The sequence below is a fragment of the Calothrix sp. NIES-2100 genome (assembly GCF_963875285.1).
GTDB lineage: Bacteria > Cyanobacteriota > Cyanobacteriia > Cyanobacteriales > Nostocaceae > Aulosira.
Map to the genome: position 1 here is coordinate 1,025,769 of NZ_CAWNLA010000001.1, position 25,324 is coordinate 1,051,092.

General features: G+C 42.4%; 23 protein-coding genes. 14 read left to right on the forward strand and 9 right to left on the reverse strand.

Annotated features, from left to right (window positions below; genetic code table 11):
* Positions 1 to 569 precede the first annotated feature (569 nt).
* Entirely contained in the window at positions 570 to 3,974 is a 3,405-nt protein-coding gene (locus AACU32_RS04125) for a leucine-rich repeat domain-containing protein (protein WP_096598125.1), read from the forward strand.
* Between the two features lie 475 nt (positions 3,975 to 4,449).
* Entirely contained in the window at positions 4,450 to 4,650 is a 201-nt protein-coding gene (locus AACU32_RS04130; protein ID WP_096598127.1) for a hypothetical protein, read from the forward strand.
* 493 nt (positions 4,651 to 5,143) lie between these two features.
* On the opposite strand, the gene AACU32_RS04135 is transcribed toward AACU32_RS04130, so the two are convergent.
* Entirely contained in the window at positions 5,144 to 6,487 is a 1,344-nt protein-coding gene (locus AACU32_RS04135; protein ID WP_096598129.1) for an esterase/lipase family protein, read from the reverse strand.
* Positions 6,488 to 6,742: 255 nt separating this feature from the next.
* Between AACU32_RS04135 and AACU32_RS04140 the strand changes: the two genes are divergently transcribed.
* Positions 6,743 to 7,534 carry an FAD binding domain-containing protein gene (locus AACU32_RS04140; RefSeq protein WP_096598131.1) on the forward strand — a complete coding sequence of 264 codons (792 nt, stop codon included), beginning with the start codon at positions 6,743 to 6,745 and terminating at the stop codon, positions 7,532 to 7,534.
* A 41-nt stretch (positions 7,535 to 7,575) separates the two neighbouring features.
* Here the strand turns inward: AACU32_RS04140 and AACU32_RS04145 are convergent, their stop codons facing one another.
* Together AACU32_RS04145 and AACU32_RS04150 are read right to left on the reverse strand one after the other, a co-directional pair.
* Positions 7,576 to 7,842: a type II toxin-antitoxin system RelE family toxin gene (locus AACU32_RS04145; protein ID WP_096598133.1), complete on the reverse strand. Its 267-nt coding sequence runs from the start codon at positions 7,840 to 7,842 to the stop codon at positions 7,576 to 7,578.
* The gene (locus AACU32_RS04150) at positions 7,839 to 8,075 is read right to left on the reverse strand and encodes a hypothetical protein (RefSeq protein WP_096598135.1); all 237 of its coding nucleotides are present in this window, start codon (positions 8,073 to 8,075) and stop codon (positions 7,839 to 7,841) included. Before AACU32_RS04150 ends, AACU32_RS04145 begins: the two co-directional genes overlap by 4 nt.
* Positions 8,076 to 8,280: 205 nt before the next feature.
* Between AACU32_RS04150 and AACU32_RS04155 the strand changes: the two genes are divergently transcribed.
* On the forward strand, positions 8,281 to 10,881 hold the full coding sequence (locus AACU32_RS04155; RefSeq protein WP_096598137.1) for a molybdopterin-dependent oxidoreductase: 2,601 nt from the start codon (positions 8,281 to 8,283) through the stop codon (positions 10,879 to 10,881).
* A 30-nt stretch (positions 10,882 to 10,911) separates the two neighbouring features.
* Here the strand turns inward: AACU32_RS04155 and AACU32_RS04160 are convergent, their stop codons facing one another.
* The 3 genes from AACU32_RS04160 to AACU32_RS04170 all read right to left on the reverse strand — a co-directional run bounded on the left by AACU32_RS04160 (position 10,912) and on the right by AACU32_RS04170 (position 14,361).
* Positions 10,912 to 11,559 carry a hypothetical protein gene (locus AACU32_RS04160; protein WP_339377484.1) on the reverse strand — a complete coding sequence of 216 codons (648 nt, stop codon included), beginning with the start codon at positions 11,557 to 11,559 and terminating at the stop codon, positions 10,912 to 10,914.
* Between the two features lie 330 nt (positions 11,560 to 11,889).
* Positions 11,890 to 12,954 (reverse strand): RNA 3'-terminal phosphate cyclase, encoded by a 1,065-nt coding sequence (rtcA, locus tag AACU32_RS04165; protein WP_096607850.1) that lies wholly within the window; start codon positions 12,952 to 12,954, stop codon positions 11,890 to 11,892.
* Between the two features lie 57 nt (positions 12,955 to 13,011).
* On the reverse strand, positions 13,012 to 14,361 hold the full coding sequence (locus tag AACU32_RS04170) for an FAD-binding oxidoreductase (RefSeq protein WP_096598141.1): 1,350 nt from the start codon (positions 14,359 to 14,361) through the stop codon (positions 13,012 to 13,014).
* Positions 14,362 to 14,538: 177 nt separating this feature from the next.
* On the opposite strand from AACU32_RS04170, the gene AACU32_RS04175 reads away from it, so the two are divergent.
* From AACU32_RS04175 to AACU32_RS04215, 9 genes are all read left to right on the forward strand, one after another.
* Positions 14,539 to 15,591 carry a BMP family protein gene (locus AACU32_RS04175; protein WP_096598143.1) on the forward strand — a complete coding sequence of 351 codons (1,053 nt, stop codon included), beginning with the start codon at positions 14,539 to 14,541 and terminating at the stop codon, positions 15,589 to 15,591.
* A 42-nt stretch (positions 15,592 to 15,633) separates the two neighbouring features.
* Positions 15,634 to 17,124, forward strand: a complete 1,491-nt coding sequence (locus AACU32_RS04180) for an ABC transporter ATP-binding protein (RefSeq protein WP_096598145.1) — start codon at positions 15,634 to 15,636, stop codon at positions 17,122 to 17,124.
* A 16-nt stretch (positions 17,125 to 17,140) separates the two neighbouring features.
* A complete protein-coding gene (locus AACU32_RS04185; RefSeq protein ID WP_096598147.1) occupies positions 17,141 to 17,707 on the forward strand; it encodes a zeta toxin family protein in 567 nt (188 codons plus the stop codon).
* 1 nt (position 17,708) lies between these two features.
* Entirely contained in the window at positions 17,709 to 17,885 is a 177-nt protein-coding gene (locus AACU32_RS04190) for a hypothetical protein (RefSeq protein ID WP_339377485.1), read from the forward strand.
* A gap of 28 nt (positions 17,886 to 17,913) precedes the next feature.
* Positions 17,914 to 18,543 (forward strand): YfbM family protein, encoded by a 630-nt coding sequence (locus AACU32_RS04195; RefSeq protein WP_339377486.1) that lies wholly within the window; start codon positions 17,914 to 17,916, stop codon positions 18,541 to 18,543.
* 561 nt (positions 18,544 to 19,104) lie between these two features.
* Positions 19,105 to 19,341, forward strand: a complete 237-nt coding sequence (locus AACU32_RS04200) for a hypothetical protein (protein ID WP_096598151.1) — start codon at positions 19,105 to 19,107, stop codon at positions 19,339 to 19,341.
* Between the two features lie 25 nt (positions 19,342 to 19,366).
* Positions 19,367 to 19,633: a hypothetical protein gene (locus AACU32_RS04205; RefSeq protein ID WP_096607851.1), complete on the forward strand. Its 267-nt coding sequence runs from the start codon at positions 19,367 to 19,369 to the stop codon at positions 19,631 to 19,633.
* Positions 19,634 to 19,752: 119 nt separating this feature from the next.
* Positions 19,753 to 20,796, forward strand: a complete 1,044-nt coding sequence (locus tag AACU32_RS04210) for an ABC transporter permease (RefSeq protein WP_096598153.1) — start codon at positions 19,753 to 19,755, stop codon at positions 20,794 to 20,796.
* 97 nt (positions 20,797 to 20,893) lie between these two features.
* Positions 20,894 to 21,826, forward strand: coding sequence for an ABC transporter permease (locus tag AACU32_RS04215; RefSeq protein ID WP_096598155.1), 933 nt, complete (start codon positions 20,894 to 20,896; stop codon positions 21,824 to 21,826).
* Positions 21,827 to 21,888: 62 nt separating this feature from the next.
* Here the strand turns inward: AACU32_RS04215 and upp are convergent, their stop codons facing one another.
* Together upp and AACU32_RS04225 are read right to left on the reverse strand one after the other, a co-directional pair.
* Positions 21,889 to 22,536: a uracil phosphoribosyltransferase gene (gene upp / locus AACU32_RS04220; RefSeq protein WP_096598157.1), complete on the reverse strand. Its 648-nt coding sequence runs from the start codon at positions 22,534 to 22,536 to the stop codon at positions 21,889 to 21,891.
* Positions 22,537 to 22,539: 3 nt separating this feature from the next.
* Positions 22,540 to 22,977: a PKD domain-containing protein gene (locus AACU32_RS04225; RefSeq protein ID WP_339377487.1), complete on the reverse strand. Its 438-nt coding sequence runs from the start codon at positions 22,975 to 22,977 to the stop codon at positions 22,540 to 22,542.
* Here AACU32_RS04225 and AACU32_RS04230 point away from each other — a divergent pair.
* The gene (locus tag AACU32_RS04230) at positions 22,903 to 23,289 is read left to right on the forward strand and encodes a pentapeptide repeat-containing protein (protein WP_339377488.1); all 387 of its coding nucleotides are present in this window, start codon (positions 22,903 to 22,905) and stop codon (positions 23,287 to 23,289) included. The two genes, AACU32_RS04225 and AACU32_RS04230, sit on opposite strands and share 75 nt — an antisense overlap.
* A gap of 248 nt (positions 23,290 to 23,537) precedes the next feature.
* Here the strand turns inward: AACU32_RS04230 and AACU32_RS04235 are convergent, their stop codons facing one another.
* Positions 23,538 to 24,776, reverse strand: a complete 1,239-nt coding sequence (locus AACU32_RS04235; protein ID WP_096598161.1) for a URC4/urg3 family protein — start codon at positions 24,774 to 24,776, stop codon at positions 23,538 to 23,540.
* Between the last annotated feature and the right edge of the window lie 548 nt (positions 24,777 to 25,324).

Below are 25,324 nucleotides of genomic sequence, written 5' to 3' on the forward strand. Positions count from 1 at the left end.
GCCGTCACCCTAGAAGGGTGCGGCTAATCGTACAAAGCCTGCCTTCGCAGGCTCAATTTTTAGCCTGCGAAGGCAGGCTTCGTAACGTTAGCCCCAGGCTACCGGTTCCTGCGGGCGGTCTATCGGGTAAGCGAGAAAACTATTTGTATCCGTATTGAGGGGTCTTACCAGTCAACATCCTTGGAGAAGTCGGGGATCTAAATCCAATTGAGTTGCATCGCCCTGCAATTTAATTGCATCGCCCTGTTATATTAAAACGTCGCCCTGTTATGGCATAACGTCGGCTTGTTATATTAAAACATCGCCCTGTTATGGCATAACATCGGCTTGTTATATTAATGCATTGCCCTGCAATTGAATTGCATCGGCTTGTTATATTAATGCATCGCCCTGTAATTGAATTGCATCGGGTGACAATGCGATCGCAAAAGGATCTACAGGTTAAACTTTCCTTATTTTATTTTCATGCAAGTCCCCGATCGCAAAAAAGCGAGAATGTAGCATTTTTTCGGAATCAGTTAAGATAATTTGCATAAATCTTCTTTCCTTTTACCCTTTTCCGTGGAATTATGACGCAGGATGAGTTATTGCTACTGATAAATCGCGCGGCGGCGGAGGGTTGGCGAAAGTTAGATCTGTCGGGACAAAAGTTGACTGAGATACCAGAGGCGATCGCTAAATTAACCAATCTGACGCAGCTTTACCTCAGTTACAACCCAATAACCGAGATACCAGAGGCGATCGCTAAATTAACCAATCTGACGCAGCTTATCCTCAGTTACAACCAAATAACCGAGATACCAGAGGCGATCGCTAAATTAACCAATCTGACGCAGCTTATCCTCCGTTACAACCAAATAACCGAGATACCAGAGGCGATCGCGAAATTAACCAATCTGACGCAGCTTATCCTCAATGACAACCAAATAACCGAGATACCAGAGGCGATCGCTAATTTAACCAATCTGACGGAGCTTAACCTCAGTAACAACCAAATAACCGAGATACCAGAGGCGATCGCTAATTTAACCAATCTGACGCGGCTTTATCTCAGTAGCAACCAAATAACCGAGATTCCAGAGGCGATCGCTAATTTAACCAATCTGACGCGGCTTAACCTCAGTAACAACCAAATAACCGAGATACCAGAGGCGATCGCTAATTTAACCAATCTGACGCAGCTTAACCTCAGTAACAACCAAATAACCGAGATACCAGAGGCGATCGCTAAATTAACCAATCTGACGGAGCTTGACCTCAGTAACAACCAAATAACCGAGATACCAGAGGCGATCGCTAAATTAACCAATCTGACGGAGCTTGACCTCAGTAACAACCAAATAACCGAGATACCAGAGGCGATCGCTAAATTAACCAATCTGACGGAGCTTGACCTCTGTAACAACCAAATAACCGAGATACCAGAGGCGCTCGCGAAATTAACCAATCTGACGCTGCTTGACCTCAGTTACAACCAAATAACTCAGATACCAGAGGCGATCGCGAAATTAACCAATCTGACGCAGCTTTACCTCCGTAACAACCAAATAACTCAGATACCAGAGGCGCTCGCGAAATTAACCAATCTGACGCAGCTTATCCTCAATGACAACCAAATAACCGAGATTCCAGAGGCGCTCGCGAAATTAACCAATCTGACGCAGCTTATCCTCAATAACAACCAAATAACCGAGATTCCAGAGGCGATCGCTAAATTAACCAATCTGACGCAGCTTATCCTCTTTTCCAACCAAATAACCCAGATTCCAGAAGTGATCGCGAAATTAACCAATCTGACGCAGCTTCACCTCAGTTACAACAAAATAACCCAGATTCCAGAGGCGATCGCGAAATTAACCAATCTGACGCAGCTTCACCTCAGTTACAACCAAATAACCCAGATTCCAGAGGCGATCGCGAAATTAACCAATCTGACGCAGCTTCACCTCAGTGGCAATTCAATTACCAATATTCCATTAGAAATTCTTAATTCAAAAGATGCAAAAGAGATTTTGAATTATTTAAGGCAAATTAGCATAAGTGAAACTCGACCATTACACGAAGCCAAACTCTTGCTTGTCGGACAAGGTAGCGTCGGCAAAACATCTCTCATCGAGCGATTAATCCGCAATAAATATGACAAAAATCAACCCCAAACCGATGGACTCAATGTAGAAACTTGGAATGTGCAGGTCAATAGCAAAGACATCCGCCTCAATGTTTGGGACTTTGGCGGACAGGAAATTTATCATGCCACCCATCAGTTTTTTCTGACTAAGCGCAGCCTCTATCTCTTAGTCTGTAATTGTCGCACCAGCGAAGAAGAAAACCGCATCGAATATTGGCTGAAACTAATCGAAAGCTTCGGCGGAAAGTCTCCCGTGATTATCGTTGGCAACAAAAAAGACGAACAACCCCTCGATATCAACCGCAAGGCATTACGGGAAAAATATCCTAACATCCAAGCGATTATCGAAACTTCCTGCCAAGAAAATATCGGCATTGATGAACTTCGCGCTGCTATTTTTCAGCAAATTGCCAACCTTAAAGAAGTCTACGACCTTCTACCCCTGTCATGGTTTGAGGTTAAACAAAAACTCGAATCCATGACTGAAGACTTCATCAGCTACAACCGCTACATCGGCATCTGTCACGAAAACAAAATTCCCGAAGAACAAAACCAAGATCAACTCATCGATCTCCTCCATCGACTCGGCTTAGTTCTCAACTTCCGCGAGCATACCATCCTCAAAGATACCAACGTCCTCAAACCCAACTGGGTGACAGAAGGCATTTACACGCTCCTGAGCGATGAAAACCTCAAAACTAAAACCAAAGGCATTTTCACCCCCGCCGATCTCACCCGCATCCTCAATCCAAAGCGTTACCCCACCCAGCGTCACGGCTATCTGATCGAGCTGATGAAAAAATTTGAGCTTTGCTTTGCACTAGAATGTCAGCCACCACAATTTCTGATTGCGGGACTTCTGCCCAAAGACCAACCAGACGAAACAGAACTCGAAGGCGAAACCCTAGAATTTCAATACCATTACAAAGTTCTCCCCGAAAGCATTATCTCCCGCTTCATCGTCATCACCCACGAAAAAATTCATAACCAAATCTATTGGCGCAGTGGCGTAATGCTGCAATATCAAGAACACAACGAAATCTATAACATTGCTCGTATCAAAGCCGACCCCGAAGACAAAAAAATCTTCATCACCATTAGCGGACGCAAAGAAACCCGCCGCTTATTTCTCGGCATCCTCCGCGATGTTTTCAACAAAATCCACAAAAGTCTCCCCAACCTCGAAATCACCGAATGGGTTCCTGTCCCCAATCACCCCAAACATCCACCCCTCGACTACCAAGAACTTTTAGGACTTGAGAGAATGCGCGTTGTTGAATATCCAATTGGTAAACTCAACATAAACATTAATATCCGTCAACTTTTAGATGGCTATGAATCACTAGAATCACGTCAGAACATACAAAAAGTTGATTCAGAAAGCGGCTTTACAATTGTCAACCAGATTTACAATAACAATCACCAAGGAGATTTTAAACCCATGACAGAAAACACAAACAACTTTAAAGAAGCACAAGTAGGCATCATCAACATTGACACCGAAGTCAAAGGCAACGCCAGTCAGTCAGTCGGTAACTTAACTCAAACAAGCGGCGCAAACATTAACGAAATTCTGCAACTAATCGGCAACCTGCGCCAAACTGCCGCCCAATTCCCACCTGAAATCCGCGACGACATCATTATTGATATTGATGATGTAGAAGTAGAAATTCAAAAGCCAGAAAAAGAACGCAATATACCCAAACTCAGAAAGCGTCTACTAGCTTTACTAACTGCTGCTAGTGTAGCTGCTGCACCAATCGCAGGTATGACAGATTTTGCCAACAATGTGATGGAAATAGGAAGCAAATTAAACATCGAACTAAAGCTTCCCCCTGTTAAATAGACTTTTCTAACTCCAAGGGCGATAGGAATGGGCAGCTTTTACGGTGCAGGGGAAGGGGGAAAGGGGAAAAGGGGAAGGGGGAATGGGGAAGGGGGAAGGCGATGTCTACGACAAGCCGATACAGCGTCTACGCACATGGGAGCGAGTTTGAGTTATTGCCCATTGTAAGCGATCGCATCTGGCGGTAATTTGATTACATGAGCTTGTTATATTAAAACATCGACCTGTTATGGCATAACATCAGCTTGTTATATTAAAACATCGACCTGTTATATTAAAACATCGCCTTGTTATGGCATAACATCGGCTTGTTATATTAATACGTCGCCCTGTTATATTAAAACATCGCCTTGTTATGGCATAACATCGGCTTGTTATATTAATACATCGACCTGTTATGCCATAACATCGATATTGAAATAATGTTGAATGGCAGCAAGTTAAAATGATATCCAGTTAATCATCTGAAGCGAAGATGAACATAGCAGAATTATTCCCAACTTTGCGCAATCTGTCTCGTGCAGAAAAATTACAGGTTATGCAGTTTTTAGTTCAAGAACTAGCAGATGAAGAAGCATTATCGCTGCAACCGGGAGCTACTTACCATGTGTGGTCTGCATTTAATTCTCATGATGCTGCTGTGAAGTTAGCCGTACTGCTGGAAGAAGACAGATAAGCAAACGATGATTAACGCTCAAAGTTGCATTAACAATGCGTTGACTTACAATGGGTAGACGCTGTATCGGCTTGTTGTAGACATCGCATTCCATCGCAATGGGCGGGGAGACCCATTGGTGTCAACTTAAGTCAAAACGCTTATTCCACAGGCATTTTACCCCACCCCTCGATCCCCTCCCCGTAAACTCTGAGGGGACGTTTTGCGTCAGCAAAACTGGGGTGGGGTAGCGCGGATCTTGGTGGTACGTGATTTTGTATCAAATCATATCCAGGCAAGGGTTTCACGTTAAGTTGACACCAATGGGGGAGACCCCGCCCCTACAGATCATGTTTTGGGAATGGGTAGACGCTGTATCGGTTTGTCGTAGAGATTGCAAAATCAACAACTGTTAATACTCTTAAAAGAGTCATTTGTCAAAAAGGCACTCTTGCAATAGTCATTTGTCAATAACTCATGCCCAATGCCCAATGCCCAATGCCCAATGCCCTTTTTACTTCTTCGCCAAGCGTTGCAAAAACTGTGCTACTTCTTTACGCGGTTCCCGATTTAGTTTTAACTCAATTAAAGTAGTGGTAAACGGCCAGAAAAGCTTGACTTTGCAATCCCGTAGCAGGGATGATATATTCATTTGCGCATCCCATTCCCCAGAAGAACTATTGACTCCTAAGTAATCGATTAACTGCGATCCTGATGAAGCAATGACGCGAATCGCCAAATTTTGCAACATTGTTTCCTGCAAATTATGCGGATTCAAAATTCCATCTAGCTTGACGTAGAAACAGCGCAGGCTTTTGTCGCTACTATATGTATGCACATCTACACCAAAATTTTCAATGGCGCTAAATTCACCATTCGCTTCAGTAAACACCTGAATATGGTAGTCAGGGATAGGATCATCACGTTCATCGACTACACGGACAACAAATTGTTGCCAAGGAGTAATATTCTTGGGTGTGAGTTTCTCGCTAGTTTTTGTATACCAATCTTGAATGTTATTTTCCGAGGAGAATTGCAGCGCTTCACAAACTGCATCTACAAGTTCTTTGCTAGGATTGCTCATAATCGTGTTGTGGTTCAATCCCTTGACTAATACTGTCGGTGCAATCCCGCCATTGCTGGAACCATCAAAATCAATCCGTTGTCCCTGTTGCGGCTGCTTCGTTAAATCCAGGACTATCTTGCGAGTATTTAAAGCACAACTAGCCCAGCGCACAGTACCATCAGTTCCCGGATCGCTGATAAATCTAGCTATACCACTATATGGTTCTGTACCACAAAAAGTAAACGCATAAGGCGTGTCAGTGTGGGTTCCATAGAAAGTTTCACTACCTAATAAATCTTTATGTGCTAAATCCCAAGTGAACTTACTACCTAATTCCAAACCATCAAGTACTAAATCTCCCGCTTCCAGAAAATCAGGGCCAAATTCTTTATTTCCCTTAAACATTGCACCTAGCCAACTGCGTCCTTTATGGGCTAAGGGAGAACCAAAAGTAGCAGGCGCTAGTCCAATTAAGTGCTTGAGCCGATTGCGTCGCTGATTAGAGTATGCTGTTAACCAAGAACGAATTACCAGCATCCCAGTTGAATGAACGATCGCATCAAATTCTTCATCCTCAGCTAAACCACCATCTATAGATAATGCGCGATTGAAGCCTTCAGCGATATCTTTGATTGTGACTTCGTTAGTTAGCGTTACATAACTACAAATATGGATAGTCGAAACATCATATCCCCGCGCTTCTAGCCTTTGTTCCCAGACTTTAAAAGATTCGCCGGAAGCAGAGTAACCGTGAATCAGAACAATTGGGTTTCTTTTGGGACTACTGAGCATATAATTTTCTCAGGTAATGTGGCAACAAGTAACAGCAACTTTACGCAAAGGCATATTATCTCAGGTTTCATTTGTAACTTGTCTTTAACTTTGAAAAACTTAGTCAAGATCCCCGACTTCTTCAAGAAGTCGGGGATCTGCGAAGATGTGATTGCATAAAATAAATATTTTTCTTGCTATAGTCAGCAGTCAGTTACTTTGAAACCAATGACAACTGACAACTGACAACTGACAACTGACAACTAACAACTGACTATGGATTTGCCGAATATTCAAACTTATTTACGTCCCGAACACCTGGAAAATCTCACTACATGGGGTAATGATTGGGCTTGGTTAGCGGGTGGAACATGGCTATTTTCCGAACCACAACCACATCTCCAAGTACTAGTAGATATCCAACAGTTAGGATGGTCAGAAATTGAAATTGCCGGAGATAATTTAATTATTGGCGCTACTTGTCCTTTAATTAAATTATTAGAATATCCTTGGTTAGCAGAATGGACAGCAATTACAGGTTTAAAAGCTGCTGTTGCTGCACTAGCCGCGTCATCAAAAGTAATTAACGTTGCGACTGTTGGCGGCAATATTTGTTTAGCTTTATCAGTAGGAACTTTAGCACCTTTCATGGTGGCTTTAAATGCCAGTTACGAAATTTGTAATTTACAGGGAGAGTTATATCAAGTTGCAGCCAAAGATTTTCAAATTGGTTCGCGTCAGACAATTTTACAACCAGGAGAAATCCTCAAGCGGGTTTTAATTCCCTTGTCTCATTTAACATGGCAAGTCAATTATCAACGCTTGAGTATAGCAGCTACCGATCCAGCTTTAGCAATTGTTGTCACTGCCCAACATCAGCAACAAGTGCGTTGTGTAATTGCCGCGAGTGTGACTGCACCGCGTCTTTTGGAGTTTGAAAATAGAGAAACTTTAGCGAGGGAATATATCACATCTCTCGCCAAGGAAAATTTTATCGATGATGGGCGGGCAAGTGCAAATTATCGCCGAGAAATTACAGCAGTTTTAATTCAGCGAACAATACATTAAACAATTCGCTATTCGCAATAACGATTGAATTATAAACTTTATCAGCTTTTATATTTATAAACATCGCTACGATTTTCTATTCGCACAATAGTTATTGAAAATGCATCGTCAAAAACATTGTATAAAACCCTGTAATCGCCTACTCGAATACGATAACCGTTTTCTTTTCCTTTGAGTTTTTTGACTCCATCTGGACGCGGTTGTATAGCCAAGTCATTAATCCTTGCTTGTATGCGTAGTCGAAGTTCTGGAGGCAATTTATTAATTTGTTTTAATGCACCTTTTGACAAATTAACTTCGTAACTCACGCAACATCCTTTTTGATTTCTTGCATTTCTTTCTTAACTTCTTCCCAAGATACTGTCCCGTTAATTCGTATATCTTCCATACCTTCATCGTAAGCTTTTAAATCAGCTTCTTCTTCTTCTTCTTCAATTCTTTTAAGTAATGCGTGAATTTCATCTAAAGTACTGTCGTAAGCTTGGTTTAACAGTACGTTGATAGCATCAATTATTTCTTGTCTTTCGCGTTCTGTTTTCATGTTTAAACCTCAGCCATTATCACCATTATCGTCACTAAGAGTGATATTATAGCAGTTTTCATAGCTTAATTCGTTTATAAGTAGGGGCACAGCACCAGTAAGATTATGGATACCGTCTAGTGAAAATTTCAGTAATTGAAGATAAAATACATAACATTATTTTTGTTGAGTCATAGTTTATGCGTAAAGGTGCAAGATGTGAAATATGCTAGATTTTCATGTAAATCATCAACCTCATACAGCAACTTGTCACCCTGGAACTAGCCTATTAAGTTTATTACGCCAATTAGGTTATTTTGGAGTGCATCGGGTTTGCGATTCTGGTGATTGTGGTGCTTGTACTGTGTGGGTAAATGACACAGCAATTCACAGTTGTATTTATCCAGCAATGCGAATTGACAAGCAATCGATAACTACAATTGAAGGACTTTCGCAAAATGGCGAACTTGCAACAATACAGCAAGCGTTTTTAACAGCGCAAGGTTTTCAATGTGGTTTCTGCACTCCGGGGATGATTATGAGTGCGGCGAAGTTACCGCAGTTAAAAGAAGATGAATTACGTTTAGCTTTAAAAGGAAATCTCTGTCGCTGTACTGGGTATCAAGCAATTATTGCCAGTATCCTGGAATATTACCAACCACAAAATCATCTGAATGTTCATCCCTGTGGAACTGTGGGAGAAAGCATTCCCAAACAAGATGGTACTGCAATTGTCACGGGCAAAGCATCCTACACAGCAGATATTTCATTACCAGGGTTACTACATCTTAAAGTACTGCGATCGCCTTACGCTCATGCTCGTATCCGCAACATCGATACCGCCACAGCCCAAGCACTCCCCGGTGTAGTGGCGATTTTCACCCATGAAGATGTCAACAGAATAGCTTACACCACCGCCGGTCATGCGGAACCAGTGCCCGATCCCCTAGATCATTACCTATTAGATTATAAAGTGAGATTTGTTGGCGATCGCGTGGCGGCTGTGGTTGCAGAATCACCCAGCATTGCCGAACAAGCTTGTGAATTAATTACCGTTGATTACGAAATCTTACCCCACATTCTCGACCCAGAATCAGCAATGCAAGATTGTGGTGTAATCATTCACAATGAACCAGAATCAACCCAAATACCTGATAAAAATCGCAACATTGCTGGACAAATATTTCTCGCATCTGGTGATGTGGAACAGGGATTTCAAGCCGCAGATTTAATTGTCGAAAATACCTATAATTTACCAGCAGTTCAACATGTCCATTTAGAACCTCACGTTACTGTTAGCTGGTTAGAAGCAGATGGGACTTTAGTTGTGCGTTCCAGTACTCAAGTACCATTTCACTGTCAGCGTTTACTCTCCCAATTATTCAACATCCCCAAAGATAAAATCCGCGTTTATAAAGCCCAAATTGGCGGGGCATTTGGCAATAAACAAGAAATTTTATCAGAAGATTTATGCGCCTTAGCAACCCTAAGAACAGGTAAACCTGTGCAGTGGGAATTTACCAGAAAAGAAGAATTCACCGCCACCAATAGCCGCCATGCAATGACAATTAAAATTAAAACTGGCGTGAAAGCAGATGGGAAAATTCTTGCTCAAGATATGCAAGTAATTGGGAACACAGGCGCTTATGGCAATCATGGACAAACAGTAGTATTTTTATCAGGTTATATACCTTTAGGTTTGTATCGTTGTGCCAATAAAAGATTTCAAGGATTCGCCGTTTATACAAATACCATGCCTGGGGGTGCATTTCGCGGTTATGGTGCAACTCAAGGGACTTTTGCAATGGAATGTCAAATTGATGAAATTGCCCAAAAGCTGAAAATTGACCCTGTAGAAATGCGTCGGCAAAACTTAATTCAAGCCGGAGATATAATTAATTTAGGCAACGCAGATAGCCACTTTAACTTAATTGGTAGCTACGCCGTTCCTGAATGTTGGGAAAAAGTTATTCAAGCATTAGGATATGTGCCAAATACACCGCCCATCGTCCAAGGTTCGCGCCGTCGTGGTGTGGGATTCGCCGTTTCTATGCAAGGCAGTGGTTTATGTAAAATCCACATGGCGAGTGTAAAATTATCACGTTTAACTGATGGTAAATATGAATTGAGAACAGGTAGCGTTGATGTTGGCACAGGTTCAGATACAACCTTGCGCCAAATAGCCGCAGCAGTATTAAATGTTAGCATTAGCGATATTGATATCATCGCCGGCGATACCCAAGAAACACCTTTTGATGCCGGTTCTTATGCTTCAGCAACGATGTATATTTCTGGACAAGCTGTGAAACTAGCAGCCCAAAAACTACTTTCCTCAAGTGAAAGTAGCGTTGAAGTTATTTATACAGCAGATGAATCAACATTAACCTTCGCCGTCCAAGGAGTAGAAGTAGAAGTTGATACCCAAACCGGCAAAGTGCAAATTTTACGCTGCGTCCAAGCAATAGATTTAGGTAAAGCCATCAATCCGCGCATCTGCTACGGACAAGCAAGCGGTGGTATTGCAATGGGAATCGGCTATGCTTTAACGGAAGAATTAATCTTTGATGCACAGGGACAAATTCTCAACCCTACATTGCGCCAGTATCGCATTCCCAGCGCCGCAGATATGCCACCAATGGAAATAATTTTAGTTGAAGCCGCCGACCCTTACGGGCCATTCGGTGCCAAAGGCGTAGGGGAAATTACCACCAATTGTACAGCGCCAGCCATCGCCAATGCGATCGCCCACGCCACCGGATGCAGAATTCGCCAACTCCCCATGACACCAGAACGAATTTGGCGACAACTCCACCACCCTCAAACCTAACCTGGGATGTGTCAGTGTGCGATCGCAATTTTATTGAAAGTGGCGAGATCGTTTTTCGTATTCTATGTCTCCCTTACAGGAACCTGTATCATTTCTCAGGGTCATCTTACTACTATCAAGAACAACAACTGTATACTCTGTAGATAAACCTTTAGGTATCAAATCTTCTATTTGTGGTAAATCTTCAAGTTCCTTGGGATCGATTTGGTTTAAATCAACTTGAATGGCTCCTACTTTGATAAACTTTTTATTCGACTTTAAATCAACAATTTTTTCCACGAGTTTATTTTGCTCAAGTACCCACTCGCCAGAAGAAACTACATCATAAGTAATTTCCACCTTCTGTTGTTCGTCATCTTCCCCAGATATGATAATTTCCCCCACGAAGTTTGAACTTTCATTTCTGAGATATTCAGTTGTTCCTCTTACCGTCATCACATAATCTGAGTCAGGACAACTTTCTTGGGAATACCATATACCCAATAGATTGTCTTTTTGAGAAGACGATCCCGTAGGAGTTGGGGTTGCAGAAGGAGTAACAGGAGGAGTTGAAACAGTTGGTGAAGGAAATAGTCTCGATGTTAATGAGTTAGGGTCACAAGATGTTAACCCAGATAGTAGAAACATGGACGCAAAAAACCGAAATATCAGGCTATTCGCTTGGTTGTAATAATTCATAATATTTTATGTAAAAAAAATAAACCGCGAATAATTCACAAATTTTGCTGATTCGCGTTTAATCTAACTTGTAACTAATCAAGATTTTACTATGCTTGTTACACCATAATAAAAAAAGGCAAAAGTCAATATTCAAAAGTAAAAATAAAGCCTGCTTCTTTTGTCAGCTATTCAACTGTTTGAGATAGTAGATTTTTGATACCGAGGACGCGGAAACTCAAGGCGCAGATACCCCACCTTGAAAGATGCATCTGTCGGATTCTGTGTTTAAATGCGTATAATTTGCAGAGCGATCGCACAACAAGGGTATGAAAAACCTTCTTCCCTAACCTAAGCGTCCCTATTGTCCAGGCTAACACAAGGTGCGATCGCAATTATTTTCTCTGCTTCATCTACAGTTACCCGCGCTAGTCCAAAACGTTCAATAATCGCCGCATTGGTTGTTAAATGACTACTAATCTCCGATGCTCGATACTGACTAGCACCAGATGCTAAAGTTGCTGGTAACAATAATTGATCTGCTAAATGTTCGTCCACCGGCGCACCTGTATGATGAAACTGTAATAATTGCCGACAAGCAATATCTGCAACTTTCTCGGCTGGTAAGCGCAAACGTCCAAAGCCACCAAATCCAGTTAAGCTATTTTTATACTCAGCAGTTAAAAACACACCCGCCCCTGGTGCAATACCTTTTTCTCGTAAGGCTTCGATAGCAGGTTTTAATCCAGCTTGACGCAACAAATTTTCGGTACGATTTGCCATCCGTTGGGCAATATGGGAAGCTAATTCTGTCACTACTGCTACTCCCCGTACTTGGTGTAAGTTACCTCGTTCTAGCAAAGTAATGCCTTTGATTGTGCCACCACCATTTACCTTAATCTGCATCTCTCCCCCACCTTGGGGATACCATCCCCAAGCACGTAACTTTGCTGTCGCCTTGACTCCCATGCGGCGCAGCATCGGTAGATACACTTGCTCAATGTATGTCATTGTCGGGCTAAAGGGAACATGAGTGCCGCCTTTTAAAGTCACTTGGGATTCAGCCGCAGCCAAGGCTAGCGGTAACAGCACAGTCTGCAAAACCAAAGTCATCGCCCCAGCAGAACCACCTTGCTGTGCTTCTGTGACATCAAAAGTATATTGTCCTGGTTGTACAGCACTACCAGGAATAAATTCTAACTTCATAGAACCTAAAGCATCACCCCGCAGTTGCGCATGACAGATTTTTGCCGCCGCCCGAACTGCTGTCAGGTGTTGTGCTGCTAATCCTGGGCGTTTACGTTTAGCACGTATACCTGCAATGCTGATCGCTTGGCCAGTGATAGCGGCTAAACTCAAGGAGGTACGAAGAACTTGTCCACCTCCTTCTCCGTAGGAACCGTCAATTTCAATCATGGCAATTGGTGATTTGGAACTGGGATACCCAGGCTGGGGATACCCCACGCCTACGCATTATTTGTGAATATTAAATTCTAATACTTTGCTTTTGCCAGGATTCATTAATCCATAGGGGTCAACCATTTCTTTAAATTTTAACTGCTCAGGGTCAATTACTTTTCTGCCGCCGTCTTCAATAATGTATGTATGAGGATTGGCGATCGTTACTCCTTGGGCTTCGTGGTAGCGGATAATTTCGTTGAGGCGTTCTTCTGTGGTGTAACGCACAAGTTGTAATGCACCGGGAATAACTGCACCTCCCACGCGGAAAAATTCTAAATGCATCATGACTTCAGCACCGAAGTGGCGATACATATGTTCTACGAGTTGCAAACTGGAATCTGGCGGAAACATACTTTGCAAATAGGTAATTGAGGTATCGACAGTGCGGGCGTGTAAGGTGGTGTGGTTCCAAGTGAATTCTGCTAAATGAGTGCCTTTACCTGTGTCTTGTGCGGGTTTTTGATAGGTAATTTGCCCGCCATATCGTTGTACTAATCCTGGTAATGATTCTAAATTCGGTTCAGCTACCATTAACAATGCTGGGTGCGTACCTTCTGTGATGTATTGCTGTAAGGGGTGAAAGTATCGGGGAATTGGCGATGCAAAGACACTAATCAATTTCTTAATCATGCCATCAGCATTACCTAGGGCATAACCAAACTTGGCAGCTGTCATAAAATCGTCAAAGGTGACAATTACTTCTGCCCAAGGATAGGCTGGTGCTAAGGGTAGTTCTAATTGGGTGATAATACCATTGATTCCCCAGGCATGGTTGACCTTTTGCACATCATCGCCGCGTAACTCAATGATCTGGGGTTCCTCTTCTAAAGTTACCACTCGCAGTCCTAAAATATTACCGCGATCGCCTAATAAACCATACTGAATTGAGCCTATTCCCCCACTTCCCCCGGCAATAAATCCCCCAATGGTGGCTGTACGATAGGTAGAGGGAGCCATGCGCATTTCCCAGCCGATTTCTCGCGCTTTTTTATCCAATGCTGCTAATTTCACCCCAGCTTCTACCCGCGCCACTGCTGGTTTTACCCAGAGAATCTCGTGCATTTTCGTCATATCGAGAATTACGCCGCCATGTAAGGGTACGCATTGTCCGTAATTTCCTGTCCCTGCACCCCGGACGGTTACAGGTACGCGGTATTTGGCGCAAGTTGCAGCCACCCTGATAACTTCGGCTTCATTGGCAGGACGGACGACGATATCACCGACTTTTCCGGCTAATTTTGGTACAAGAACGGGGCTAAAGGTGTGATAGTCTTGGGATAATTTCGCTACTTGGACGGGGTCAGTGATAGTTTCGATGTCTGCAAAAGCAGCAGTGAGGGTATCTAAGTTGAGAGTTTTCATGAGTATTTTCGTTAAGTTAGCAAATTTCTTTTTATTCTCACGCAAAGACGCTAAGGCGCAAAGTAAATTAGACAAGGGGACAAGGAGGACAAGGGAGACAAGGGAGACAAGGAGGACAAAGGAGATAAATAATTAATGCCCAATGCCCAATGCCCAATGCCCAATGACTAAATAACTATGAAAACAAATTTTAATCGGCGTGAATTTATTGGCTTTGGTTCAGCGGCGTTTGCTACTAGCTTACTGCTGAAAGCTTGCAGTAGTGATCAAACGACACCAACAGCGACAACAACGGATGGTACTGAAGGGTTTAAAATAGCGATCGCTCTTCCGGGAATTATCACCGATCAAGCCTGGAATCAATCTGGTTATGAAGGAATCAATCTCGCCAAAGAAAAACTAGGTGCCCAAACCGCCTATGTGGAAAAGGTAGCACAGGCGGATCAAACAGAAGTTCTCACCGATTTTGCCCGTAAAGGCTACAATCTTATCTTTGCGCATGGCGGGCAATTTGATGCCGCAATTGAACAAATCGCCCCACAATTTCCCAAGACATTTTTTGTCGGTGTGAATGGTAATCTCAAAGGTCAGAATATTGCATCTTTAAGAATAGATCATCTGCAAGCTAGTTATTTATGTGGGATTATCGGCGCTTCTATGACTAAATCTAATAAATTAGCTTATATTGCTGGGGAGAAATTCCCCGCGACTGAGGGAGAATTACGGGGATTTGAATTAGGGGCAAAATCTGTGAAACCTAATATTCAAATTACTTCTACTTTTACGGGTGATTGGAATGATGTGGCTAAAGCGAAGGAAGCAACTCTCGCCCTAATTTCTTCTGGTGCTGATGTCATCTATCAATGGTTAGATAATGCCTCGGCTACTGTCTTACAAACAGCGAGTGAGAAGGGAGTATATGCTTTTGGGAATACGAACGATCAATTAGATGTCGCCCCAAAAGCAGTCTTAACTAGTGCGGTGAAACGCTTAAATTTAGCAATCGCTTATTTAGCAGATTTAGCTAAGAAAAAAACAATTAAAGGACAAATATATACAATTGGTTTAGAAAGACCAGATATCTTATTTTTAGGAAAATTTGGAGAGATTGTACCGGAGGAAGTTCAGCAACAAGCATTGAATACTAAAGATGAGATTGTTGACAAGAAAATCATCTTTGAAAACTGCAAAGAGGCTGGTAAAGATACACGCTGCATCAAAAAATCGTAGTCAGGACTGAAGTCTTGACTACGATTTATAAATTTTCTTCACATGAACTATTTACGCTTAGAAAATATTACTAAACGCTTTGGCGCTTTTGTTGCCAATGACAATATCAGCCTCAGTGTTGCGTCTGGAAGTATTCATGCAATTCTTGGGGAAAATGGTGCAGGTAAGAGTACTTTAATGAATATCATTAGTGGACTTTATCAACCTGACGCAGGTAAAATTTACATTCAAGAACAACCCATAAAAATTACTTCAGCCAATGAGGCAATTAAACTAGGTATTGGCATGATTTATCAACATTTCATGCTGATACCCCAGTTAACGGTTACCGAAAATATTATCTTAGGAACTAAACCAAGTTGGCGGTTAAATATTCCCAAGAAACAGCAAGAAATCGCTGCATTATCCCAAGCGTACGGTTTAGAAATTGACCCCACAGCGAAAGTAGAAAATTTACCAGTGGGAACACAACAACGGGTAGAAATTCTCAAAGTTCTTTACCGCCAAGCGAAATTATTGATTCTCGATGAACCTACAGCAGTTTTGACACCGCCAGAAGTAGAATCATTAATTAAGATTTTGCGCCAATTGGCAGCCGCCGGTAATACAATTATTTTTATTAGTCATAAATTAGATGAGGTAATGAACCTCTGTGATACAGTCACAGTTTTGCGCCAGGGAAAGGTAGTAGCAACAACATCAACCCAAGCTGAAACACCTCAAAAATTAGCAGCTTTGATGGTAGGGCGGGAAGTGACTTTACAATTAAATAAAACTCCGACATCCCCAGGAGAAATTATTCTCTCGGTGCAAGATTTACAAGTTGCAGATGACAGAGGAATTACAACTGTCAATAATGTATCCTTTGAACTGCGGCGGGGAGAAATTTTAGGGGTTGCTGGTGTCGATGGCAATGGACAAAGAGAATTAGCTGATGCCTTAGCTCTTGTGCGGAAAATAAAGCAAGGTAAAATAGAGTTTAGACATCACCCTTGCATAGTAGGTTACATCCCAGAAGATAGGCAAACAATGGGATTAGTCATGGAATTTACCATTGCCCAAAACTTGATTTTGAAATCTTTTAAATATTTGCCCTTTTGTCGCCGTTTTCTGCTACAACAAGAAGCGATCGCACATCATGCCCAAGCTGCAATCCAAGAATTTGATATCCGCGCCACAGGGAAAGATATCAAAGTTAGTCAGCTATCGGGAGGAAATCAACAAAAAGTAGTGTTAGCGCGAGAATTAGCGCGGGAACCTGGTTTAATTGTCGCTATGCAACCTACACGCGGGTTAGATGTCGGCGCAACAGCAGCCGTACATACTCGCATATTAGCAGAGCGCGATCGCGGTGCGGCAATTTTGTATATTTCCACCGAGTTAGAAGAAGTCATGGCAATGAGCGATCGCATTGCCGTAATCTATAGAGGTGAGTTTGTCGCTATTTTCGATGCAGCTACGGCGACTGTAGAGGCGATTGGTTTGTTGATGGCTGGGGAAGGAAGAAGACGCAGGGATGGGGGGATGAGGTGACGCGGGGAGAACTTTTATGTCAAGTCTATACATAATTGGTGGTGCAAATGGTTCAGGGAAAACTACCGTGGCGATGAGTTTGTTACCGAATTTTCTCGACTGCTTTGAGTATGTAAATGCAGATGCTATTGCGGCTGGATTATCTCCATTAAATCCAGATTCAATGGCTATGGAAGCAGGAAGATTAATGATTAAGCGACTGCGGATATTATCTAATTCAGGTAGTGATTTTGCTTTTGAAACTACGCTAGCAGCTAGAAGTTTTGCACCTTTTATTATTGATTGTAGAGCAAAAGGCTACACAATTAACTTGATATACTTTTGGTTACAAAGCGTTGAATTAGCTGTAGAACGAGTAGCCGCAAGAGTTGCTAGTGGTGGACACTCAATTCCAAACGATGTTATTCGTAGACGCTATCAACAGGGGAGAAAAAACCTGATTTCTATATATTTACCTTTGTGCGATGGATGGATGATCTATGATAACTCTAGCTCCTCTCCCCTTTTCGTTGCTGAACGCATTATTAATCAGCAGCCTATTATTTATATAAACGAGATTTGGAATAAAATTATAGAGGTATGAAATGACTGAAGAAGAGATGAAAAAGCTACATAGCAAAATTGATGTTGGAGTTAAAGCCGCAATTGCAGCCGCGATTGAAAGACATCGCCAACTTGGGCAATCGATTAGTATTATGAAAGATGGCAAGGTTGTGACTTTAACTGCTGATGAGATTGCAACGATACAAAATCACCGTTAATAAAAAACGGCACCGAGGAAAGCTACATATGGGAATATACGGTGTTTTTAGGCAACTATCTCATGATGTATTGGAGAAATTAAAAGAAGAACCTGGCTTAGTTAGCGTGTTTACTCATGCAAGATGGATATCTGAATCAGATTTAATGCAACGTAAGGGAATTTTCCTCTATAAAAAAGAATTCAAACAAATAAAAGCAGATATTCCTTTAGTTATTTGCGAAGGTAAAAATGAAGAATTAGATATTGAAAAATCTTGGCACGCCATACATTTTTTACTAACTAAAGATTCCACTTCTTGGGAAGCATGTCAGCTAGATTTTTTAGTGAGAGAAAACTCGGATTGGGATGGTCTACCCTTAGTAAATGCTATTATGGGGGGAAGTGTAATAGAAGAATATGATAGAGACTTTCCACCTGTTAGGTACTTAACCAATGATGAAGTTAAGCAAGTTGCAGAAGCTTTACCCAAAATTACAGAAGCAGGCTTAAAGGAAAGATTACATCAAGCTATTATGCTAAATCCTGATATCTATAAATCTACCGTCTGGTGGGAATATGAAGTATTAGACGCATTAATAGATATCAAACGAGAAATTATGGAGTATTACCAAGATGCTGCTAACAAAGGCAATGCTATGTTGCTATATCTCAGTTAACTTCATAAAGACTTAGTTATCAAGTCTTCTTTGCGCTTACCCTAAGATGACAACTGCGTCGAATAAGTGAGATTTAAAAATCTGGTTGATTTATCAAACAATCGCTGTATCTCCCTAATCTCCGCTTGCAAAACTTACCCATCCTAAGTAGGTCAACCTTGAAAAACGTAAAATAGATTCCTGGCGATTACTTCTCTACGAGACGCTACGCGCTAAGCGAAGCTATGCCGAAGGCTTTACGCTGCACTGCGTTCCGCTCGTAATGACATTTGACGTTTAATTATGTTGAGCTACTTATCACCGATAATTGCGTTGGTGCAGCACGCCTTCATCATCGCTGTTATCCTGATTTTAATTGCTGGGGCGAATAGAGGACGCGGGGAAAGGGGGAGGCGGTGACTTGTAGCAATTCAACACCACTATCCGTTTACTTTGCCGTCTTCTAGCGACTTAGGTCTTGATTCTCTGGTAATTATGTTGATTGATTAATTCTTTCACAAAATTAGGCACAAACAAAAAAACTGTGCAAATATAAAGAAAAGCTTAAGAGGTTACAGGCTCATGATCACTGCCAAAATAATGCGACAGCTTTGGGCTGTAATCGAGTCTACTAATGTCAGCACCTTACTCCAGTTTGATGATGTAGCTTTAGTACAATTGCTTCTGCAACAATTAAAAGCCAAGCAAGGACTTGATGCACAGGCAGATAATAGCTTAAATACTTACATACAATCTAAACTGCCACTAATTCGCGACACTGCTGAAGGGCGATTATCATTAGGGCAAGAGAATCATTAAAACAAAAGTTAACCAATATAATATGATGAATCACTGGCTAGGTATTGCCCTTGTAGCTTATCTAATTGGAGCGGCGATTGAAGGGGTAAGTACAGTCAGCCAGCTATCTCATTCATTACCGGAAATAATCAAAGATAGGCAAGATCAACAATCAAAGTCTGCTAATCCAATTAACGATAACTGGCGTGTTTTTGTTGCCATTGCCTCTGTCAGTGTTTGTGGAGCCTGCATTTGGCCTTGTCGCCTGTTTCACCGTTTAATTAAAAACAACGTTTCATCTGAGGACTCTTAGATGTTAAAGACTTCCAACTAAAAAAGATTATATCACCTGAAGGTAGGGGAGCAGGGGAGGAACAGTCATTTTGAGTGCGGAAATAGGTGATAATTCCCTGATTGCGTCAATTCATTCCCATGAAATTCCTGCTACCAATCCTATCACCGCTAATTGCGATCGCATCTGCTTTACTCGTTGGTGCTATCCTCATCATCATAGCTGGGGCGAATCCCTTCACCGCATACACAGCTTTATTTCAAGAATCTCTCTCTACCCATTTTGGATTTGGTAACACCCTCACCAAAATGACACCGCTATTATTCACCAGTTTAGGTGTCTTAGTAGCGTTGCGGGCTGGACAATTTAATATTGGTGGCGAAGGACAAATTTATTTGGGTGCGTTGGGAAGTACTTTAATTGGCTTATACGTACCCGGATTACCTGCTGTGATTCATATCCCCTTAGCACTGTTGGCAGGATTTGTTTTTGGTGCAGTTTGGGGTTGGATTCCTGGTTATCTCAAAGCCATGCGGGGAGTAAATGAAGTCATTACTACCTTATTACTCAATTATATTGCTGTGAATTTAGTTAGCTACCTTGTCCAAAATCCGTTAATGGCTCCAGGTGCGCCTAGTCCTTATTCACCGCTAATTGCCAACACCGCCCGCCTATCGATTATATTACCACAAAGTCTTGCCCACGCGGGAATTTTATTAGCGTTAATTGCCGCCGGGATATTGTGGGTGTTGTTCAGGCGATCGCCTTTAGGTTACCAAATCGCCGCCGTAGGATTTAACCCGATTGCCGCCCGTTATGCTCACATGTCGGTAGAACGAACTATTATGCTGGTGATGGTGTTAGCCGGAGGTTTAGCTGGTTTAGCTGGGAGTTGTGAAGTAATGGGGCTGAAATTTCGGCTATTTGAACAAGTTTCCCCTGGTTATGGATTTGATGCCATTGCGATCGCTTTTTTAAGTCGTGGTAGTGTGGTCGGTGTAGTTTTAACTTCCTTGTTTTTTGCTGCCCTGCGCAGTGGTGCCAATGTGATGCAGCGTAGTGCAGGTGTGCCTGTCACTGTAGTTTATGCAATTCAGGGGTTGACGGTGTTGTTTATTGCTGTCAGTCTGGCGGTGGAAAGACAGATAACAATTCAAAATTCAAAATTCAAAATTCAAAATTAATCTCTTATCTGGAGTGTTCTCTGCGCCTCTGTGGTTAAATAAATGATATTTAAACCGCACCAGACGCAGAGAGCGCATAGAGACAAGAAACAGATTTATGAATAATCTCAATTTTTTCTCTGATTATCTAATTGCAACCTTGCGTCTCACCATACCCTTAGGATTTGCTGCCCTAGGAGGATTGTACTCGGAACGGTCGGGGGTGTTAAATATCGCCTTGGAAGGAATGTTGCTCACTGGCGCTTTTACTAGTGCTGCTAGCAGTTTCTATACAGGTAATCCCTGGCTTGGTATTTTGGCGGCTGCGATCGCTGGGGGATTGGTAGGATTACTCCATGCTTTTTTATGTGTAACTTTGCGCGTTGACCAATTGGTGTCAGGGCTAGCAATTAATCTCGTCGCCGCTGGGTTAACATCATTTCTGGGAAGGCTGGTGTTTAGTGGTAGCAGTACACAGCAATTACCGGGAATTCAGGCAATGATCATTCCTGGTTTAGCCAATATCCCCCTACTTGGTGCGCTGTTGTTTCAGCAAGATATTTTAGTATATTTACTAATAATTTTAGTAATTGCAACTACATACATTTTATTTAAAACTAGCTTTGGATTAACCTTGCGGGCTGTAGGCGAATCTCCCAAAGCGGCTGATACAGCAGGAATTTCGGTACAAAAGGTACGTTATATCGCTGTAGTAATTGGTGGCTGTCTGGCGAGTTTAGGCGGTGCTTATTTAACTTTAGTGCAAGTAAGATTTTTTGCAGAAGGGATGAGTGCAGGTAAAGGATTTATTGCGATCGCAGCATTAATTTTTGGCAGATGGCATCCTATATATAGTGCCTTAGCTTGTTTGCTATTTGGGGCAACAGAAGCTTTGCAACTGCGAATTCAGGCATTAGGGGCAAATATACCCTACCAGTTTCTAGTCATGTTACCTTATGCGATCGCTTTATTGGCATTAGTGGGATTAGCCGGCAAATCTACACCACCAAAAGCTTTAGGTACTCCCTACTTTGGCGAAAATCGTCAATAGTCAATAGTCAATAGTCAATTGTCGCCATGCCCAATGCCCAATGCCCAATCCCCCTGACTTGATTATTTTGTCCCAAATAAGCGATCGCCTGCATCGCCTAATCCTGGAATAATATAACCATGTTCATCCAAATGGTCATCAATCGCGGCTGTATACAAAGGTACATCAGGATGTGCCTCACAGAAATGCTCAATTCCTTCCGGTGCAGCAAGTAAGCAGACAAACTTCATTGACAAAGGATTAGTTGATTTTAACCGTTCCACCGCTGCCACCGCCGAATTCCCCGTAGCTAACATCGGATCAACAACAATCATGTCTCGCTGTTCCACATCATGGGGAACTTTAAAATAATATTCTATCGGAATCAGAGTTTTCGGATCGCGGTACAAACCAACATGTCCCACTCTTGCCGAAGGCATCAACTCCAACATTCCATCTAAAATACCCTGTCCCGCCCGCATAATCGAAACTAACACCAGCTTTTTATCAGGCGCAAGCACAGGCGCATTCATCACGGCGAGTGGTGTTTGAATCTCTTCATATTTCAGTGGTAAATCTCTTGTTACCTCATAAGCCAACAACAAACTAACTTCCTTAACAAGATTCCGAAATTTCGTTGTACTAGTTTCCACCCGCCGCATCAGCGTTAATTTATGCTGAATCAATGGATGTTCAATAAGTGTTACTTGATTTTGTTGGTCAATAGTCATTTTTTAAGTGCCTTCATCGGCAAACACATGGCTGACATTTTCACCTGTCTTGGTAACACCATTACCAAAGTCCCAGGTATAAGTGATGGTATCATTGCCTGGGTCTGCGGCTGTGGCTATGAAATTGGCAACTGCACCTTCATTAATATTTGTATCGCCTGAGATATTGGTAATTGTGGGTGCAGCGTTGTTGACAATGAGGATTGTGCCACTGTTGGGGCGACCGAGGGAGTCAAATTGGGTGATTTGGGCTTCTACTAGCTGTCCTGTGGGGAAGTCGGCGATTTGGAAGTTGATGTTGAAGGTGGGGTCGAAGAGATTTAGTGGGTTATCTTTATATGTGTTGGTTAATGTGGAGTTGTATAGATGAGGATAACTGTTGACGAGTTGTTGCAGAGGTACGCTGCTGGGGAGAGGGATTTCAGTGGGGTTAATTTCCAAGAGGCTGACTTGAGCGGAGTTAACCTGAGTGGGGCTAATCTGAGTCAAGCTAATTTGTTGGCTGCTAATTTGAGTGGAGCTAACTTGAGAGGGGCTAATCTCAGCTATGCCGAATTGAGTCTGGCTAAGTTCATTGGTACTAACTTGGAAGGGGCTAGTGTGACCGATGCTGACGCAGTTTGTGCCAGATTTGAAAATGCTAATCTCAAAGGGTCTTACCTCAGTGATTTCGGTCGATCTCACGGAGCTTATTTCCAAAATACTATTGTCGGTAATGGTGATATTCTTGTCGAAGAGAGTATTGAAGGGTGAAAAGTGCGATCGCTCGTAGGTTGGGTTGAGGAACGAAACCCAACATCAAATAGCCGCCATCTCACAACCAGGCTCTCAAAGAATTCATAACCATAATTAACTAGACAAATTTTTCTGTATCATCCATATCCACTTCAATTATTGATGATTTTGTCAATCTAGAAAATTTGTGCAGAATGAATAATCGCATCTACGGTAAATCGATGCTGCTATATGACTTGTTTAAATATTCTTCGTAACAGCAATATTCAGAATACCGTCCCATCACTCTCTATTTGTATGGGGGGTATCCCACCCGTTCTGAGTTGGGCGGCGATTTTGCGTCCAGCTGTCCAAGTTCCCCCTTGAAGGATTTTCACTAATGGTAGTTCCTCAGTACTCATACTCAATTTTTCGCGGATTGTCGCCGCAATTCTATCTAAAAGAATCACCGTCAAAGCCCGCCATTCAACTATAACTGCTGATCCAACTAAGTGAGATAAACGGAAAATCTCTGGGTTTTTTACACTAATGAGTCCCAAGTCGAGACATAATCCCCCATTACGATATTCTGGTAAACCAGTGAGTTTATCTAGACCAGTAATTGTCAAACCAAGTTCTTGCAGTGGTTCTAATAAAGAATATGTCAACCACTGAGATAATTTATGAAAAGGGACTAAACCATCATCACTAATCGCTGGATGTTCCCAGACATCGCCCAAATTCACCCCAGCTATCTCTAATCTACCCGGCCAAATATCACTCAGCCCTTCCAGTACTGCACTGAATACAGTTGTAGCTGCTAACTCCCCATTCTCCGACTTACCCAAAAGATATTTAACCAAATTCCCCGGACGAGGATTTTTATCACCAAACAGATGGGGCGAAGCCAGTAAGACTTGTCCTAACTTTTGCAATAAATTCAACCTTCCCCCAATCCCCACCAAAGGATTTTCCGCAGTTACCTGGAACCCAGTTGCTAATTCTGCCTCAGTTAATTTTTGTAACCGAGAAGCATCAGCCTGGGGTAAATTATTACTAGCAAAATTCCCTTGACAAAACATGTGGAAACTCGCCACCGCCAACCCTTCCGAACGCCCCAACCTCAAATTAGTTTCCTGTTCATCATAATGCCACCTATCCCCAGCACCAGCATCTAAAAGCACGCTAATAATTGCCAAATCAAACTTCGCCGCCGCCTTTTCCTCTGGCGATAACCCCGCCAACAGCCTATCCAACTTAGCTAATCGCCCCACACCCCCAGCTTCAAAATGTCGCCACCGACTGTGAAACGGAACATCTAGATTCGGGTATTCTTTACGTATCACCTCAATCACATAATCCGCCACCCTTGGCAACTGCGTCAAATCACAAACAAAATTCTCTGACTTCCCCTCACACACCCAGGAAAATAATTGCCCACACCGTTCCCGAATCGCCTCCGGAGAACGAAGATATGCAACTAACTCTCTCTGCGTCCTCTGCGCCTCTGCGGTTCCAATATCCATTCTTAACCTCCTAATTAACCGCAAAAATCAGGATGAAGTATCAAGCCCAAAAATTTTAACTTTACACTTCATCCTTTAAGTAAGTCGGTGGAAAAAAACCAAACTATGTTAAGAAACGTAAATTGGCTTGAAACCCTTACCAATGACAAATGACAAATGACAAATGACAGTCCTCGCCAGTTATGTTTAATTGCACCGCCCTACTTACACTTTATTAACATAAGGCAGAGGTAGCCCTGTGTTGCGGAGTAAGTTCTCATTGTTACAAACCGCAGAGGACGCAGAGGACACAGAGTAATGAGCTATGAGTATAGCCAGTCATCCGGATTCAAATCCACTTCTGAGTTATTCCTTCTGCCAGGTTGGTGAGTTTCGACTACTTTCAACTACCGCAAAGTCGAACGACTGCCTTTTTTAGGGACTTCCAAATAAAAAAATATTCCAATCATTAACCTACCAAACCCGCAACTCGTAGGGGCGGGGTAACCCCCATTGGTGTCAACTTAAGTTAAAAGGCTTATCCCACAGGCATTTTACCCCACCCCTCA

Excerpts from the sequence above, each read along its gene's own strand:
- AACU32_RS04155 (WP_096598137.1), top strand. The coding sequence starts at position 8,281 with ATGCTAGATTTTCATGTAAATCATCAACCTCATACAGCAACTTGTCAC.
- AACU32_RS04235 (WP_096598161.1), bottom strand. The coding sequence starts at position 24,776 with ATGGATATTGGAACCGCAGAGGCGCAGAGGACGCAGAGAGAGTTAGTT.
- AACU32_RS04125 (WP_096598125.1), top strand. The coding sequence starts at position 570 with ATGACGCAGGATGAGTTATTGCTACTGATAAATCGCGCGGCGGCGGAG.
- AACU32_RS04200 (WP_096598151.1), top strand. The coding sequence starts at position 19,105 with ATGATCACTGCCAAAATAATGCGACAGCTTTGGGCTGTAATCGAGTCT.
- AACU32_RS04130 (WP_096598127.1), top strand. The coding sequence starts at position 4,450 with ATGAACATAGCAGAATTATTCCCAACTTTGCGCAATCTGTCTCGTGCA.
- AACU32_RS04215 (WP_096598155.1), top strand. The coding sequence starts at position 20,894 with ATGAATAATCTCAATTTTTTCTCTGATTATCTAATTGCAACCTTGCGT.
- AACU32_RS04150 (WP_096598135.1), bottom strand. The coding sequence starts at position 8,075 with ATGAAAACAGAACGCGAAAGACAAGAAATAATTGATGCTATCAACGTA.
- AACU32_RS04175 (WP_096598143.1), top strand. The coding sequence starts at position 14,539 with ATGAAAACAAATTTTAATCGGCGTGAATTTATTGGCTTTGGTTCAGCG.
- AACU32_RS04180 (WP_096598145.1), top strand. The coding sequence starts at position 15,634 with ATGAACTATTTACGCTTAGAAAATATTACTAAACGCTTTGGCGCTTTT.
- AACU32_RS04135 (WP_096598129.1), bottom strand. The coding sequence starts at position 6,487 with ATGCTCAGTAGTCCCAAAAGAAACCCAATTGTTCTGATTCACGGTTAC.
- AACU32_RS04195 (WP_339377486.1), top strand. The coding sequence starts at position 17,914 with ATGGGAATATACGGTGTTTTTAGGCAACTATCTCATGATGTATTGGAG.
- rtcA (WP_096607850.1), bottom strand. The coding sequence starts at position 12,954 with ATGATTGAAATTGACGGTTCCTACGGAGAAGGAGGTGGACAAGTTCTT.
- AACU32_RS04205 (WP_096607851.1), top strand. The coding sequence starts at position 19,367 with ATGAATCACTGGCTAGGTATTGCCCTTGTAGCTTATCTAATTGGAGCG.
- AACU32_RS04170 (WP_096598141.1), bottom strand. The coding sequence starts at position 14,361 with ATGAAAACTCTCAACTTAGATACCCTCACTGCTGCTTTTGCAGACATC.
- AACU32_RS04140 (WP_096598131.1), top strand. The coding sequence starts at position 6,743 with ATGGATTTGCCGAATATTCAAACTTATTTACGTCCCGAACACCTGGAA.
- AACU32_RS04185 (WP_096598147.1), top strand. The coding sequence starts at position 17,141 with ATGTCAAGTCTATACATAATTGGTGGTGCAAATGGTTCAGGGAAAACT.
- AACU32_RS04160 (WP_339377484.1), bottom strand. The coding sequence starts at position 11,559 with ATGAATTATTACAACCAAGCGAATAGCCTGATATTTCGGTTTTTTGCG.
- upp (WP_096598157.1), bottom strand. The coding sequence starts at position 22,536 with ATGACTATTGACCAACAAAATCAAGTAACACTTATTGAACATCCATTG.
- AACU32_RS04230 (WP_339377488.1), top strand. The coding sequence starts at position 22,903 with ATGAGGATAACTGTTGACGAGTTGTTGCAGAGGTACGCTGCTGGGGAG.
- AACU32_RS04210 (WP_096598153.1), top strand. The coding sequence starts at position 19,753 with ATGAAATTCCTGCTACCAATCCTATCACCGCTAATTGCGATCGCATCT.
- AACU32_RS04190 (WP_339377485.1), top strand. The coding sequence starts at position 17,709 with ATGACTGAAGAAGAGATGAAAAAGCTACATAGCAAAATTGATGTTGGA.